Origin of the sequence: Streptomyces lusitanus (assembly GCF_042647945.1) — a bacterium.
GTDB classification, from domain to species: Bacteria; Actinomycetota; Actinomycetes; order Streptomycetales; family Streptomycetaceae; genus Streptomyces; species Streptomyces pseudogriseolus.
The window spans coordinates 208339-222991 of sequence record NZ_JBHRWL010000019.1 but is presented as its reverse complement, the minus strand read 5'-3'; the positions used below and the strand labels follow the sequence as shown (position 1 = coordinate 222991).

At 73.0% G+C, this 14653-nt stretch carries 13 protein-coding genes; 9 read left to right on the top strand and 4 right to left on the bottom strand.

Going from position 1 to position 14653, the window contains the following annotated elements; all coding sequences use genetic code 11:
- Window positions 1-101: 101 nt before the first annotated feature.
- The gene (locus tag ACFOSY_RS26485; protein WP_394311300.1) at window positions 102-962 is read right to left on the bottom strand and encodes a 3-hydroxybutyryl-CoA dehydrogenase; all 861 of its coding nucleotides are present in this window, start codon (window positions 960-962) and stop codon (window positions 102-104) included.
- A 198-nt stretch (window positions 963-1160) separates the two neighbouring features.
- Here ACFOSY_RS26485 and ACFOSY_RS26480 point away from each other — a divergent pair, with 198 nt between their 5' ends.
- Window positions 1161-2414 (top strand): glycoside hydrolase family 10 protein, encoded by a 1254-nt coding sequence (locus tag ACFOSY_RS26480; protein WP_449343588.1) that lies wholly within the window; start codon window positions 1161-1163, stop codon window positions 2412-2414.
- Here ACFOSY_RS26480 and ACFOSY_RS26475 read toward each other — a convergent pair whose 3' ends face one another.
- Complete coding sequence (locus ACFOSY_RS26475) at window positions 2415-2615, bottom strand: DUF1918 domain-containing protein (protein WP_394311295.1); 201 nt, start codon at window positions 2613-2615, stop codon at window positions 2415-2417.
- 934 nt (window positions 2616-3549) lie between these two features.
- Window positions 3550-4467, bottom strand: coding sequence for a DMT family transporter (locus ACFOSY_RS26470; protein WP_394311292.1), 918 nt, complete (start codon window positions 4465-4467; stop codon window positions 3550-3552).
- Between ACFOSY_RS26470 and ACFOSY_RS26465 the strand changes: the two genes are divergently transcribed.
- The 3 genes from ACFOSY_RS26465 (at window position 4466) to ACFOSY_RS26455 (ending at window position 7112) form a co-directional block, all read left to right on the top strand.
- The gene (locus ACFOSY_RS26465) at window positions 4466-5902 is read left to right on the top strand and encodes an aminotransferase-like domain-containing protein (RefSeq protein WP_394311289.1); all 1437 of its coding nucleotides are present in this window, start codon (window positions 4466-4468) and stop codon (window positions 5900-5902) included. The two genes, ACFOSY_RS26470 and ACFOSY_RS26465, sit on opposite strands and share 2 nt — an antisense overlap.
- Before the next feature lie 40 nt (window positions 5903-5942).
- A complete protein-coding gene (locus ACFOSY_RS26460) occupies window positions 5943-6386 on the top strand; it encodes a GNAT family N-acetyltransferase (RefSeq protein WP_394311287.1) in 444 nt (147 codons plus the stop codon).
- Between the two features lie 132 nt (window positions 6387-6518).
- Entirely contained in the window at window positions 6519-7112 is a 594-nt protein-coding gene (locus ACFOSY_RS26455; protein ID WP_394311285.1) for a histidine phosphatase family protein, read from the top strand.
- 22 nt (window positions 7113-7134) lie between these two features.
- On the opposite strand, the gene ACFOSY_RS26450 is transcribed toward ACFOSY_RS26455, so the two are convergent.
- Window positions 7135-7584, bottom strand: a complete 450-nt coding sequence (locus ACFOSY_RS26450) for a DUF6314 family protein (protein ID WP_394311283.1) — start codon at window positions 7582-7584, stop codon at window positions 7135-7137.
- Between the two features lie 151 nt (window positions 7585-7735).
- Here ACFOSY_RS26450 and ACFOSY_RS26445 point away from each other — a divergent pair, with 151 nt between their 5' ends.
- The 5 genes from ACFOSY_RS26445 to ACFOSY_RS26425 all read left to right on the top strand — a co-directional run bounded on the left by ACFOSY_RS26445 (window position 7736) and on the right by ACFOSY_RS26425 (window position 14640).
- Complete coding sequence (locus tag ACFOSY_RS26445) at window positions 7736-10225, top strand: alpha-L-arabinofuranosidase C-terminal domain-containing protein (protein WP_394311281.1); 2490 nt, start codon at window positions 7736-7738, stop codon at window positions 10223-10225.
- Between the two features lie 134 nt (window positions 10226-10359).
- On the top strand, window positions 10360-11391 hold the full coding sequence (gene argC, locus ACFOSY_RS26440; RefSeq protein WP_394311279.1) for an N-acetyl-gamma-glutamyl-phosphate reductase: 1032 nt from the start codon (window positions 10360-10362) through the stop codon (window positions 11389-11391).
- Complete coding sequence (argJ, locus tag ACFOSY_RS26435) at window positions 11388-12539, top strand: bifunctional glutamate N-acetyltransferase/amino-acid acetyltransferase ArgJ (RefSeq protein WP_394311277.1); 1152 nt, start codon at window positions 11388-11390, stop codon at window positions 12537-12539. Before argC ends, argJ begins: the two co-directional genes overlap by 4 nt.
- The gene (gene argB, locus ACFOSY_RS26430; protein WP_394311274.1) at window positions 12536-13438 is read left to right on the top strand and encodes an acetylglutamate kinase; all 903 of its coding nucleotides are present in this window, start codon (window positions 12536-12538) and stop codon (window positions 13436-13438) included. Before argJ ends, argB begins: the two co-directional genes overlap by 4 nt.
- Complete coding sequence (locus ACFOSY_RS26425) at window positions 13435-14640, top strand: acetylornithine transaminase (RefSeq protein WP_394311272.1); 1206 nt, start codon at window positions 13435-13437, stop codon at window positions 14638-14640. Before argB ends, ACFOSY_RS26425 begins: the two co-directional genes overlap by 4 nt.
- Window positions 14641-14653 lie beyond the last annotated feature (13 nt).

Here is a 14653-nt window from a genome sequence, read left to right as displayed (position 1 = left end):
TGAAGCGCGCGGTGGGGCTCCGACCCCGCCCCGCGAGGAGGGCCCGGCCCCACTGCTGTGGGCCTGACGGGATACCCCGCGTCAGGCCCGCGAGGCGGCTGTCACTCGTACGTGTAGAAACCCGACCCCGTCTTCCGGCCCAGGCGACCCGCGTCGACCATGCGCTGGAGCAGCGGCGGAGCCGCGTACAGGGGCTCCTTGTACTCCTCGTACATCGAGTACGCGACCGAGGCGACCGTGTCCAGGCCGATCAGGTCGGAGAGCTTGAGCGGGCCCATCGGGTGGGCGCAGCCCATCTCCATGCCGTTGTCGATGTCCTCGCGGCTGGCGATGCCCGACTCGAACATCCGGATCGCGGACAGCAGGTACGGGATCAGCAGCGCGTTGACCACGAAGCCGGAGCGGTCCTGGGCGCGGATGGCGTGCTTGCCCAGCACCTTCTCGGTGAAGACCTGCGCGCGGCTCAGGGTGCCCTCGGAGGTGGTGAGCGCCGGGATCAGCTCGACCAGCTTCTGCACCGGGGCCGGGTTGAAGAAGTGGATGCCGATGACGTGGTCCGGGCGGGACGTGGCGACCGCCAGCTTCACCAGCGGGATGGAGGAGGTGTTCGACGCCAGGATCGCGTCGGGGCGCGTCACCACCTGGTCGAGCACCTGGAAGATCTCCGTCTTCACCTGCTCGTTCTCGACGACGGCCTCGATCACCAGGTCACGGTCGGCGAACTCGCCGAGGTCCGTGGTGAAGGTCAGCCGGGCCTGCGTGGACTCCAGCTCCTCCGCGCTGATCTTGCCGCGCTCCGCCGCCTTCGACAGGGAGTTGAACAGCCGGGTACGGCCGATCTCCAGGGCTTCGCCGGTGGTCTCGGCGACCTTGACGTCCAGCCCGGCACGGGCGCACACCTCGGCGATACCCGCGCCCATCTGACCGCAGCCCACCACTCCGACGCGTTCGATGTCGGTCACATCGTCCCTTTCGCTACTGCTTACGGCTGTGGCAGGGTGCCGGGTCCCGGCGCCTGCTCCGTTCGTGCACGTTACTCCGAAGTATCGATGATCGATCGCGGGGGTGGGGCATCCTGGCCGGGAGACCGCCCTGACCAGGCGGTTCCGGGACGACCGTGGCGGATGCCGTCGCAGCGGAGGCAGGGGGCGAGGGTGCGGGTGTCACGCAGGGGTTTCGCGGCGGCGGCGCTGGCCGCCCTGGCCACGACGACCACGGGGTCCGCCGCACCGCGGCCCGCGCCGGGCACGGGCACGACGGGCGGACCCGGCCGCGGCGGCGCGGCGACCGGCGAGATGCGGGGCATGTGGGTGGCCACCGTCACCAACCGGGACTGGCCGTCCCGCCCCGGCCTGAGCGCCGGCCGGCAACGCGCCGAGCTGCTCGCCCACCTCGACGCCGCCGTCCGCGCCCGCCTCAACACCGTCATGCTCCAGGTGCGGCCCACGGCCGACGCGCTGTGGCCGTCGCCGCACGAGCCGTGGTCGCAGTACCTCACCGGCACCCAGGGCGCCGACCCCGGCTGGGACCCCCTCGACACGGCGGTCGCCGAGGCGCACGCCCGCGGCCTGCACCTGCACGCCTGGTTCAATCCGTACCGGGTCGCCCTGCACGCCGACCCCGCCCGGCTCGCCCCCTCCCACCCGGCGCGCCGCAACCCCGGCTGGGTGATCCCGTACGGCGGGAAGCTGTACTACGACCCGGGGCTGCCCGAGGTCCGGGCGTTCGTGCGGGAGGCGATGCTGGACGCGGTGCGCCGCTACCCCGTCGACGGGGTCCACTTCGACGACTACTTCTACCCGTACCCGGTGGCCGGGCAGACCTTCGGCGACGACGCCACCTACGACCGGTACGGCGCCGCCTTCCCCGACCGCGCGGCCTGGCGGCGGGACAACGTCGACCGGCTGGTCCACGAGACGGCCGAGGCGATCCGGACGGTCCGCCCCGGCACCCGCTTCGGCATCAGCCCCTTCGGGGTGTGGCGCAACGCCGACGTCGACCCGCGCGGCTCCGACACCCGCGCGGGCGTGCAGTCGTACGACGACCAGCACGCGGACACCCGGAAGTGGGCGCGGGAGAACTGGATCGACTACATCTGCCCGCAGCTGTACTGGAACATCGGCTTCGCCGCCGCCGACTACGCGAAGCTGCTGCCCTGGTGGGCGGACGTCGTGCGCGGCTCGGGCACGCGGTTGTACGCGGGGGAGGCGCTGTACAAGGCGGGGGACCCGGCACAGCCCGCCGCCTGGCAGGACCCCGCCGAACTGTCCCGTCACCTCACGCTGGCGAAGCGGTACCCCGAGGCACGCGGGCACGTGTTCTTCGCGGCGCGCGAGGTGACGGCCGATCCGGCCGGGGCGATGGCGCGGGTGGTGGCCGACCACTACGGCCGGCCCGCCGGGCCCCCGTCCTGATCAGTGCCGGGTGACGACCTCCCGGTGCCGGATCTCGGTGTCGGGGCCGGGGGAGCAGATGCCCTCGTGCCCGTCCTCGAACCGGACCCGGTACGGCGGGTCGCCGTCCCGGCCGAGCACTTCGACGATCTCGCCGACCTTGTCGTGCTGGCCGACCACCCTGCCGTGCTGGACGAGGTGGTCACCCACGGTTGCGCGCATCGTCGCCTCCTCACCTGACGGGAGCAGCGGTCCATGCTTCTTCGAGTCTACGGCGGGGTGCGGGACGCGCCAGCGGTCCGGCCGCGTTGCCGGGGGCACGCGGCCGGGTTGACCCCCCCTCGGCGGGAGCGCGCCCGGCTCGTAAGGCGCTCCGGGCACACCCCGGCGCCGGGAGGCACCTTGGCGACGCCGCGCGCGCCGCGGCTCTGCGCATCGGGTCGGACAGGCCGTGTCGCGCCCTGTGTGGTGGCACGCGCGCGTTGCCCGGACGGCGTCCTCTCGGAGCCGGCGACGGGCGGTTGCCGTCATCGGCGGTGGCCGATGTGGTGGCCCGTGATCGCTGGTGGCCGAGGGCAGCGCGCGCGGCGTCGCCGGGACCCGACGCCGTCGGCCGGCCGGCCCGCATCACCCCGGCGGGTCAGGCAGCGCCACACCTCCGGCGGGGCAGGCTTCGCCACATCGCCGGCCGGGTGGGCTCGTCCGGCCCGCCCCGCCGCCGGACGGATGCGGCCCGGCCGCACGCTCTGCCGCCCCGGGCCGGACAAGCGTCCCGCACCTCGCCGGCGCGGACAGCGTCCAGCTCCCGCCGCCGGGCGCATCCGGCCTGGCCGCACACTGCGCCGCCTGGGGCCGGACAAGTGTCCTGCGCTTCGTCGGCGCGGACAGCGTCCCGCTCGCCCTGACGGCGTACGTTCCACACGCCCCCGCCGGCACGGCGTACGTCCACACGCCCCCGCCGGCACGGCGTACGTCCACACGCCCTGCCCCGGCCGCGCCGCGTCCTGTCCCTCGCCGGCGAGGGACAGCGTCCCCCCGTCGCCCGCACGGCGCACGGCGCACGGCGCACGTCCACGCCCCCGCGCGCCCCGCCGGCACGGCGTACGGCCCCTGCCCCGGCCGTGCCGCGTCCCGTTCAACCGGCCGCCCCCGCGGCCTACCCCCGCGCCCGCTGCGTCACCACGATGCACACCAACACCGCCACCGCCGTGATCGGGGCCGCCGCCGGGAGGTGTTCGCCCAGGAGGAACACCGACCAGAACAAGGTCAGCAGGGGCTGGGCCAGCTGGAGTTGGCTGGCCTTCGGGATGCCGATGGCGGCCATGCCCCGGTACCAGACGATCAGGCCGAGGAACTGCGAGCCCGCCGCCACCCACAGCAGGCCGGTCACGCTGTGCGCGGTGAAACGGACCGGCTCCGCCGCCAGGGCGACCGCGGCGACCGGCACCGTGAGCGGCAGGCACAGCACCAGGGCCCAGCCGACGACCTGCCACCCCGGCATGGCCCCGGCCAGTCTGCCGCCCTCGGTGTAGCCGGCCGCGCAGATCAGCAGCGCGCCGAACAGGTACAGGTCCGCCGTCGTCAGCGCGCCCCCGCTCTGCTGCACGGTGAACGCCACCACCGCCGCCGCGCCGACGAGGGCCGCCGCCCAGAAGGTGCGCGAGGGGCGTGTGCCCGTCCGCAGGGCCGAGAAGAGGGCCGTGGTGAGCGGGAGCAGGCCCACGACGACGGCCGCGTGCGCCGTCGTGGACGTCTGGAGCGCAAGCGTGGTCAGCAGCGGGAAGCCGAGCACCACCCCCGCGGCGACCACCGCGAGCCCCGGCCAGTGGCGGCGGGCGGGCAGCGGGACGCGCAGGGCCAGCAGACAGCCCCCGGCGATCACCGCCGCGAGCACGCTGCGCACGGCCACCAGCGACCAGGGGCCGAAGCCCTCCAGGCCCCAGGCGGTGGCGGGGAAGGTCAGGGAGAAGGCCACCACTCCGAGGGCGGCCTGGAGGGCGCCGAAGCCACGGCCGCGCGGGGGAGCGGCGACTGCTATCGGGGCGGGCGCGGTAGCGCTACTCTGTACTCTCATGCATGAGAGTAGCAGCGTCGGTGAACTGGCGGAACAGCTCAGGCAGGAGCTGGACCGCTACTCCTCAGGAGAGAAGCTCCCGTCCAGCAGGGCCCTCGTCGAGCGGTTCCGGGTCAGCCCCGTGACCGTCTCCCGCGCCCTGGCGCGCCTCGCCGCCGAGGGGCTGGTGGTCACCCGGCCCGGCGCCGGCGCCTTCCGCGCCGTGCCCCGCACCCCGGCCGCCCCCACCGGCGACACCTCCTGGCAGGAGGTCGCCCTCAGCGCCGACGGCGCCGCCGACCTCGTACCCCGCTCGGTCGACGCGTCCGGCGTCCTCGTCTCGCTGGCCGCACCCGCGCCCGGGGTGATCGAGTTCAACGGCGGTTATCTGCACCCCTCCCTCCAGCCGGAGCGCGCGATGGCCGCCGCGCTGGCTCGCGCCGGACGCAGGCCGGGGGCCTGGGGACGGCCGCCCATGGAGGGGCTGCCCGAACTGCGCGAGTGGTTCGCGCGCGCCATCGGCGGGCCGGTGACGGCGGCCGGCGTGCTGGTCACCGCGGGCGGACAGTCCGCCCTCACCACCGCCCTGCGCGCCCTCGCCCCGCCCGGCGCGCCCGTCCTCGTCGAGTCGCCCACCTACCCCGGCATGCTGGCCATCGCCCGCGCCGCCGGACTCCGCCCGGTGCCCGTCCCGGTCGACGCCGACGGCGTACGGCCGTCCCTGCTCGCCGACGCCTTCCGCGCGACCGGCGCCCGCGTCTTCGTCTGCCAGCCCCTCTTCCAGAACCCCACCGGCGCCGTCCTCGCCCCCGAGCGGCGCGCCGAGGTGCTGCGCATCGCCCGGCAGGCCGGCGCGTTCGTCGTCGAGGACGACTTCGTGCGACGGCTCGTGCACGAGGACGCGGGCCCGCTGCCGCGCCCGCTCGCCGCCGACGACCCCGACGGCGTGGTGGTGCACGTCAGCTCGCTGACCAAGGCGACCTCGCCCAGCTTCCGGGTGAGCGCCCTCGCCGCGCACGGCCCGGTGCTGGAGCGGCTGCGGGCCATCCAGATCGTCGACACCTTCTTCGTGCCGCGCCCGCTCCAGGAGGCCACCCTGGAGCTGGTCGGCTCGCCCGCCTGGCCCCGCCACCTGCGCGCGATCGCCGCCGCCCTGCGCACCCGCCGCGACGCCATGACCACCGCACTGCGCCTCCAGCTGCCCGGCCTGACCCTGCCGCACATCCCCTCCGGCGGCTACCACCTGTGGCTGCGCCTGCCCGACGGCGCGTCCGAGCCCGCCCTGACCGCCGCCGCCCTGCGCGCGGGCGTCGCCGTCACCCCCGGACGCCCCTACTTCAGCGCCGAACCGCCCGCCGGACACCTGCGCCTCAGCTTCGCCGCCGTCGCCGGCACCGGCGAGATCACGGAGGGCGTGCACCGGCTGCGCACCGCCTGGTCCCAGGTGGTGGGATAACGGCTCGACGCCCCAGGTCACCGGCTGCCAGCATCGGCGCATGACTGCCGCACCCCGCCTGCCCGAGGGCTACGAACTCTCCACCGACCCCGCCCGGATCGACGCCGACACGGTGCACCGGTGGCTGTCCACCGACGCCTACTGGGCCCTCGGCCGCCCCCGCGAGACACAGGACAGGGCGATCGGCGGCTCGCTCAACTTCGGCGTGTACGACACGGTCACGGGAGCGCAGGTGGCGTACGCGCGCGTCATCACCGACCGGGCCACCTTCGCCTGGCTGTGCGACGTGTACGTGGACCCCGCCGTCCGCGGCAAGGGCCTCGGCACCGCGCTGGTCATCGCCGTACGGGAGGAGGTACGGGGCTACGGGGTACGGCGTGTGCTGCTGGCCACGCACGACGCGCACGAGGTGTACGCGCCCATCGGCTTCCGGCCACTGGAGCGGCCGGACCAGTGGATGGCGCTGATCTTCGAGCAGGCGTGACGCACGGTCCGGCGGGGGCATAGGGCGGGGTTGTGCCGTATGCCCCCGGCGGAGGGTGAGGGCCGCGCCACCAAGCGTCATGGCCGGCCGGCACCCCTTGACCAGCCGACCCCGGCGGCTGACCATCGCCGCATGGCACTTCGGGTCACGTTCGTCGCCGCAGCGGGGAGCTCCACGGTGCTGTCCGAGCGCTTCGAGGACCCCCGGCCGCTCGACCAGACCGGATGGGGCGAGGTGCAACGCGTCGCGCACGAACTGCTGCCCCTGGCGGCGGCCGACCTGCGCTACTGCTCCCCGGCGCCCCGAAGCCGCGCCACCGGGGAGGGCCTCGGCTACGCGCCGCTCGTCCAGCTCGCCCTGCGCGACTGCGACATGGGGCGCTGGCGCGGACTGACCCTCGGCGAGGCGATGGCCCGCGAGCCGGAGGCGGTGGACGCCTGGCTCGCCGACCCGCGGTCCACACCGCACGGCGGGGAGTCCCTGCTGGACTTCATCGGACGCGTCGGCAACTGGCTCGACACCCGGCCCGCCGAGGACGGCTGCCGGGTGGTCGCGGTGGCCGAGCCGTCGGTGATCCGCGCGGCGCTCGTCTACGCGCTGAAGGCGCCGCCCGGCACCTACTGGAACATCGACGTCCGCTCGCTGTCGACGATCAGCGTCGCCGGGCGGCCGGGCCGCTGGAGCCTGCGGCTGGAGAGCGTCTCGACGCAGCCCCTGCGCGCGTAAATCCCACGTACAGAAGCGGAGTTCACTTCACGCGCGCGTAGTCCGTGACGAGTTCGAGGTCCTTCGCCGGACCGCGCACCCGCCACACCGCGCGCCAGTGGTTCGCGTCCCGCACGGTGAACTCACCCCGGTAGAGGTCCGCCGAGCAGGGGTGGTCGGCGATGTGCCGGCCGGACCTGAGGTCCAGGCCGTGGAAGAAGCGGCCGTCCGCGAACCGCACGTCCGCCGTGCCCTCGGGGCCGGACAGGAAGCGGAGCGTGCGCTCGGCGGGCCGGGTGACGCCGCGCCAGGTGAAGTCGCCGGACTCCCGTTGCAGCAGGCCGTCGCCCTCCCCGTCCTCGAGCGGCTCGAACACCACGGTCCCGGTGAACCGCCCGTCGTCACCGCTCGCCAGGTCCCGTACGACGCGCTCGGCCCGCCAGGTGCCGCCCAGATACGCCAGTACGTCCGGTACCGGCCAGAACTCACCCATGGCGCCCCGTTCTCCCGTGCTCTCTCGTGCTCCGCGGCGCCGCACGCCCCATTGACGTGCTTCTGCCTCCTCCCTATCTTGCCGTTCGAAGTGCTGCACAGCGTCCGACATTTCGAACACCCGCCCATCTCCCCAGAGCCGCGGAGTACCCATGTCACGCACCGCCCGGCACCGCACCCGCCGCAGAGCCCTCCTCGCCGGCACCGCCCTGCTGACCGCCGCCGTCCTGCTCCCGGTCCCCGCCCACGCGGAGGACGTCGCCGACTACACGATCACCGTCGACACCGGCGCCCGCGGCCCGGCGATCGACGACACCATGTACGGCGTGTTCTTCGAGGACATCAACCGCGCCGCCGACGGCGGCCTGTACGCCGAACTCGTCCAGAACCGCTCCTTCGAGTACTCCACCGCCGACAACGGCTCCTACACCCCGCTGACCTCCTGGTCGGTGAGCGGCACGGCCGAGGTGGTGAACGACTCCGGCCGCCTCAACGAACGCAGCCGCAACTACCTTTCCCTGGGCGCCGGTTCGTCGGTCACGAACTCCGGTTACAACACCGGCGTCCGGGTCGAGAAAGGCGAGCGGTACGACGTCTCGGTGTGGGCCCGCGCCGAGGCCGGGACCACCCTCACCGTCACGCTGAAGGACGCGGCGGGCACCCTCGCCGGCAGCCGCAAGGTGGCCGTGCGGGGCGGCTGGACGCAGTACAAGGCCACGTTCACCGCCACCCGCACCAGCAACCGCGGCCGCCTCACCGTGGCGTCGACCGCCGACGCGGCCCTCGACATGGTGTCGCTGTTCCCGCGCGAGACGTACAAGAACCAGCCCAACGGGCTGCGCGAGGACCTCGCCGAGAAGATCGCCGCGCTCAAGCCCGGCTTCGTCCGCTTCCCCGGCGGCTGCCTGGTCAACACCGGTTCCATGGAGGACTACAGCGAGGCCTCCGGCTGGCAGCGCAAGCGCGCCTACCAGTGGAAGGACACCGTCGGCCCGGTCGAGGAACGCGCCGCCAACGCCAACTTCTGGGGCTACAACCAGAGCTACGGACTCGGCTACTACGAGTACTTCCGCTTCGCCGAGGACGTCGGCGCGATGCCGCTGCCCGTCGTCCCCGCGCTGGTCACCGGCTGCGGCCAGAACAAGGCCACCGACGACGAGGCACTGTTGAAGCGGCACATCCAGGACACCCTGGACCTGATCGAGTTCGCCAACGGCCCGAGGACGTCGACGTGGGGCGGCCTGCGCGCCGAGATGGGCCACCCCAGGCCCTTCGGCCTCACCCACATCGCCGTCGGCAACGAGGAGAACCTGCCGCGCGAGTTCTTCGCCCGCTTCCAGCGCTTCCGCGCCGCCATCGAGGCGGAGCACCCGGACATCACGGTGATCTCCAACTCCGGCCCCGACGACTCCGGCACCACCTTCGACACCGCCTGGCAGCTCAACCGCGAGGGCGGCGTCGACATGGTCGACGAGCACTACTACAACAGCCCGCAGTGGTTCCTCCAGAACAACGACCGCTACGACTCCTACGACCGGCAGGGCCCCCAGGTCTTCCTCGGCGAGTACGCCTCCCAGGGCAACGCCTGGAAGAACGGCCTGGCCGAGGCGGCGTACATGACCGGCCTGGAGCGCAACGCCGACATCGTGAAGCTCGCCTCGTACGCGCCGCTGCTCGCCAACGAGGACTACGTCCAGTGGTCCCCGGACATGATCTGGTTCAACAACCACGCCTCCTGGGGCTCGGCCGACTACGAGGTCCAGAAGCTGTTCATGACCAACGTCGGTGACCGGGTCGTCCCCTCGGAGGCGAGCACCACTCCGGACGCCGCCGGCCCCATCGCGGGAGCGGTCGGCCTCTCCACCTGGGCGACGAGCGCGGCGTACGACGACGTGAGGGTGACCGCCGCCGACGGCACGACGCTGCTGACCGACGACTTCTCCGGCGGCGCCTCGCAGTGGACCCACAGCGGCGGCGGCAGCTGGGGCGTCCAGGACGGGCAGTACGTGCAGACCGACGAGGCCGCCGAGAACACCCTGGTCACGGCCGGTGACCCGGCCTGGCACGACTACGACCTGCATGTGAAGGCCACGAAGAAGTCCGGCAAGGAGGGTTTCCTGATCGCCTTCGGCGTGAAGGACACCGGCACCTACTACTGGTGGAACCTGGGCGGCTGGAACAACACGCAGTCCGCGGTCGAGCAGGCCGTCGACGGCGGCAAGTCCACGCTGATCTCCGAGCCCGGCTCCATCGAGACGGGCCGTGCCTACGACATCGACCTCAAGGTGCGCGGCCGCCAGGTCACCCTCTACCTCGACGGCCAGGAGTGGGGCAGCTTCACCGACGACAAGCCGGCCGAGCCGTTCCGCCAGGTGGTCACCGAGGACGCCCGCACCGGCGACCTGATCGTCAAGGTCGTCAACGCCCAGCCGTCCGAGGCGCGCACCGCGATCGATCTTGGCGGCGCCCGGGTCTCCTCACGGGCCCGTGTGACCACCCTGGCCGCCGACGCGGACGCGGTGAACACCGAGACGGACGCTCCGGTCACCCCGGTGACCTCCACCTTCCGGGGCGTCGACAGCAGGTTCACGTACACCTTCCCGGCGCACTCGGTGACGTTCCTGCGGATCAGGCAGCGGTAGCGGAGCGAGTAGCGGGCCACAGGTAGCAGCCGGACACGGGCCGCCGTCGTCGGTGACGGCGGCCCGCGCATGACCCCCATTGCATAAACGTGCAGCGAAACGTATAGTCATGCCATCCAGGAGGAGGGTTTTCCATGGCGGTACGTGCGGCGGTGGCCGGAGCGAGCGGGTACGCGGGCGGTGAGCTGCTGCGTCTGCTGCTCGCGCACCCCGAGGTCGAGATCGGCGCCCTGACCGGCGCCTCCAACGCCGGCCAGCGGCTGGGCGCGCTCCAGCCGCACCTGCTGCCCCTGGCCGACCGCGTCCTCGAGCCCACCACGCCCGAGGTGCTCGCCGGGCACGACGTCGTCTTCCTCGCGCTGCCGCACGGCGAGTCCGCCGCCGTCGCCGAGCAGCTCGGCGACGAGGTGCTCGTGATCGACATGGGCGCCGACTTCCGGCTGAAGGACGCCGCCGACTGGGAGGCGTTCTACGGCTCCCCGCACGCCGGCACCTGGCCCTACGGCCTGCCCGAACTTCCGGGTGCCCGCGCCGCGCTGGAGGGGTCCAAGCGCGTCGCGGTGCCCGGTTGCTACCCGACCGCCGTCTCCCTCGCCCTCTTCCCGGCGTACGCCGCCGGCCTCGCCGAGCCCGAGGCCGTGGTCGTCGCCGCCTCCGGGACCTCGGGCGCGGGCAAGTCGCCCAAGCCGCACCTGCTGGGCAGCGAGGTCATGGGCTCCATGACGCCGTACGGCGTCGGCGGCGGGCACCGGCACACCCCCGAGATGATCCAGAACCTCAGCGCGGCGGCCGGCGAGCGCGTCACCGTCTCCTTCACGCCGACCCTCGCGCCGATGCCCCGCGGCATCCTCGCCACCTGCACCGTGAAGGCGAAGCAGCCCGGCGTCACCGCCGAGTCCGTCCGCGCCGCCTACGAGAAGGCCTACGCCGACGAACCGTTCGTGCGGCTCCTCCCCGAGGGACAGTGGCCCGCCACCGCGTCCGTGTACGGCTCCAACGCCGTCCAGGTCCAGGTCGCGTACGACGCCGCCGCCGGCCGGATCATCGCGATCAGCGCCATCGACAACCTGACCAAGGGCACCGCGGGCGGTGCCGTCCAGAGCATGAACCTCGCCCTGGGCCTTGACGAGGCCACGGGGCTGACGACGATCGGAGTTGCGCCGTGAGTGTGACGGCAGCGAAAGGGTTCACGGCGGCGGGCATCGCCGCCGGGATCAAGGAGAACGGCAACCCCGACCTGGCCCTCGTGGTCAACAACGGCCCCCGACGCGCCGCCGCCGGCGTCTTCACCTCCAACCGCGTGAAGGCCGCGCCCGTGCTCTGGTCCGAGCAGGTCCTCAAGAGCGGGCAGCTCACCGCCGTCGTCCTCAACTCCGGTGGCGCCAACGCCTGCACCGGACCCAAGGGGTTCCAGGACACCCACGCCACCGCCGAGAAGGCCGCCGAGGTGCTGGGGACCGGAGCGGGTGAGATCGCGGTCTGCTCGACGGGACTCATCGGCGTCCTGCTCCCCATGGACAAGCTGCTCCCCGGCGTCGAGACCGCCGCCGCCCAGCTGTCCGAGCACGGCGGCGAGAAGGCCGCCATCGCCATCAAGACCACGGACACCGTCCACAAGACGGCGGTCGCCGGCGGGGACGGCTGGACCGTCGGCGGCATGGCCAAGGGCGCCGGCATGCTCGCCCCCGGCCTCGCCACCATGCTCGTCGTCCTCACCACCGACGCCGACGTCGACAGCGCCACCCTGGACAAGGCGCTCCGCGCCGCCACCAAGGTCACCTTCGACCGCGTCGACTCCGACGGCTGCATGTCCACCAACGACACCGTGCTGCTGCTCGCCTCCGGCGCCTCCGGCGTCACCCCGGAGTACGACGACTTCGCCGAGGCCGTGCGGACCGTCTGCGACGACCTCGGACAGCAGCTCATCCGCGACGCCGAGGGCGCCGGCAAGGACATCAAGGTCGAGGTGGTGGGCGCCGCGACCGAGGACGACGCCGTCGAGGTGGGCCGCTCCATCGCCCGCAACAACCTCCTCAAGTGCGCGATCCACGGCGAGGACCCCAACTGGGGCCGCGTCCTCTCCGCGATCGGCACGACGAAGGCCGCGTTCGAGCCCGACCGGCTGAACGTCGCCATCAACGGCGTCTGGGTGTGCAGGAACGGCGGCGTCGGCGAGGACCGCGACCAGGTCGACATGCGCTACCGCGAGGTGCACATCGTCGCCGACCTGGCCGCCGGCGACGCCACCGCCACCATCTGGACCAACGACCTCACCGCCGACTACGTCCACGAGAACAGCGCCTATTCCTCATGACCGTCACCCGTAAGCACACCGCGCTGCCCAAGGCGCAGATCCTCATCGAGGCGCTGCCCTGGCTGACCCGGCACCACGGCAAAACCGTCGTCGTCAAGTTCGGCGGCAACGCCATGGTCGACGAGGACCTCAAGGCCGCCTTCGCCCAGGACGTCGTCTTCCTGCGGCACGCCGGACTGAAGCCGGTCGTCGTGCACGGCGGCGGCCCGCAGATCAGCCGCGCGCTGGAGACCCACGGCATCGTCAGCGAGTTCAAGGCCGGCCTGCGCGTCACCACCGAGGACGCCATGGACGTCGTACGCATGGTGCTCGCCGGGCAGGTCCAGCGGGAGCTGGTCGGACTGCTCAACCGGCACGGACCGCTCGCCGTCGGCCTCACCGGCGAGGACGCGCACACCCTCACCGCCACCAAGCACCAGCCCGAGATCGACGGGGAGTTGGTCGACATCGGGCGGGTGGGCGAGATCACCGAGATCGACACGGGCGCGATCGAGGCCCTGCTCGCCGACGGCCGCATCCCGGTCGTCTCGTCCATCGCCCGTAGCCAGGACGATCATCATGTCTACAACGTCAATGCTGATACGGCGGCTGCGGCACTCGCTGCTGCACTGGGCGCCGAAACCCTCATGGTCCTCACGGACGTCGAGGGACTCTACGAGGACTGGCCGAACAGCGACGAGGTGATCAGCCGTCTCACCGCGTCCCAGCTCGAGAAGCTCCTGCCGGACCTGTCCTCCGGCATGGTGCCCAAGATGGAGGGCTGCCTTCACGCCGTGCGCAACGGCGTGAACACCGCCCGCGTCATCGACGGCCGGGTCCAGCACTCGATCCTGCTGGAGATCTTCACGGACGAGGGCATCGGCACGATGGTCGTGCCCGACGAACAGGGGGAGTCGTGAGCAACGCGGAACTGACCGCCCGGTGGCAGGGCGCGCTGATGAACAACTACGGCACGCCCCGCCTCCCGCTCGTACGCGGCGAGGGCCAGCGGCTCTGGGACGCCGACGGCAAGGAGTACCTCGACTTCGTCGGCGGCATCGCGACCAACGCCCTCGGTCACGGCCACCCGGCGATCGTCGAGGCCGTGACCCGGCAGATCTCCTCCCTCGGCCACATCTCCAACCTCTTCCTCGCCGAGCCGACCGTCGCCCTCGCCGAGCGGCTGCTCCAGCTCTTCGGCCGGGACGGCAGGGTCTTCTTCTGCAACTCCGGCGCCGAGGCCAACGAGGCCGCCTTCAAGATCGGCCGGCTCACCGGACGCACGCACGTCGTCGCCGCCGAGGGAGCCTTCCACGGCCGCACCATGGGCGCCCTCGCCCTCACCGGGCAGGCCGGCAAGCGGGAGCCGTTCCTGCCGCTGCCCGGGGACGTCACCCATGTGCCGTTCGGCGACGCCCAGGCGCTGGACGCGGCCGTCACCGAGGACACGGCCCTCGTCGTCCTCGAACCCATCCAGGGCGAACTCGGCGTCGTCGTGCCGCCCACGGGCTACCTCAAGGCGGCCCGCGCCATTACGGCCGCCAAGGGCGCGCTGCTCGTGCTGGACGAGGTGCAGACCGGCGTCGGCCGGACCGGCGACTGGTTCGCGTACCAGGCCCACGAGGGCGTCCTGCCGGACGTGGTCACCCTCGCCAAGCAGCTCGGCGGCGGCCTGCCGCTCGGCGCCACCGTCGCCTTCGGCCGCGCCGCCCAGCTCCTCCAGCCCGGCCACCACGGCACGACCTTCGGCGGCAACCCGGTCGCCTGCGCCGCCGGACTCGCCGTACTCGACACCATCGCCGGCGACGGACTGCTGGAGAACGCCAAGCGGCAGGGCGAGAAGCTGCGCGAGGGCGTCGAGGGTCTCGGGCACGCCTTGATCGACCACGTCCGGGGAGCGGGCCTGCTCCTGGGTATCGTGCTCACCGAGCCGCTCGCGCCCCAGGCGCAACAGGCGGCTCAGGACGCCGGGTTCCTCGTGAACGCCGCCGCCCCCGACGTCGTACGGCTCATGCCGCCGCTGAACCTCGGGGACGACGCGGTGGCCGCGCTCCTCGGGGCGCTGCCCGGCATCCTGGACGCCGCCGGACGCGCGGGTGGGGCAGGACGATCCGGAGAATGACCGGAGAATGAGA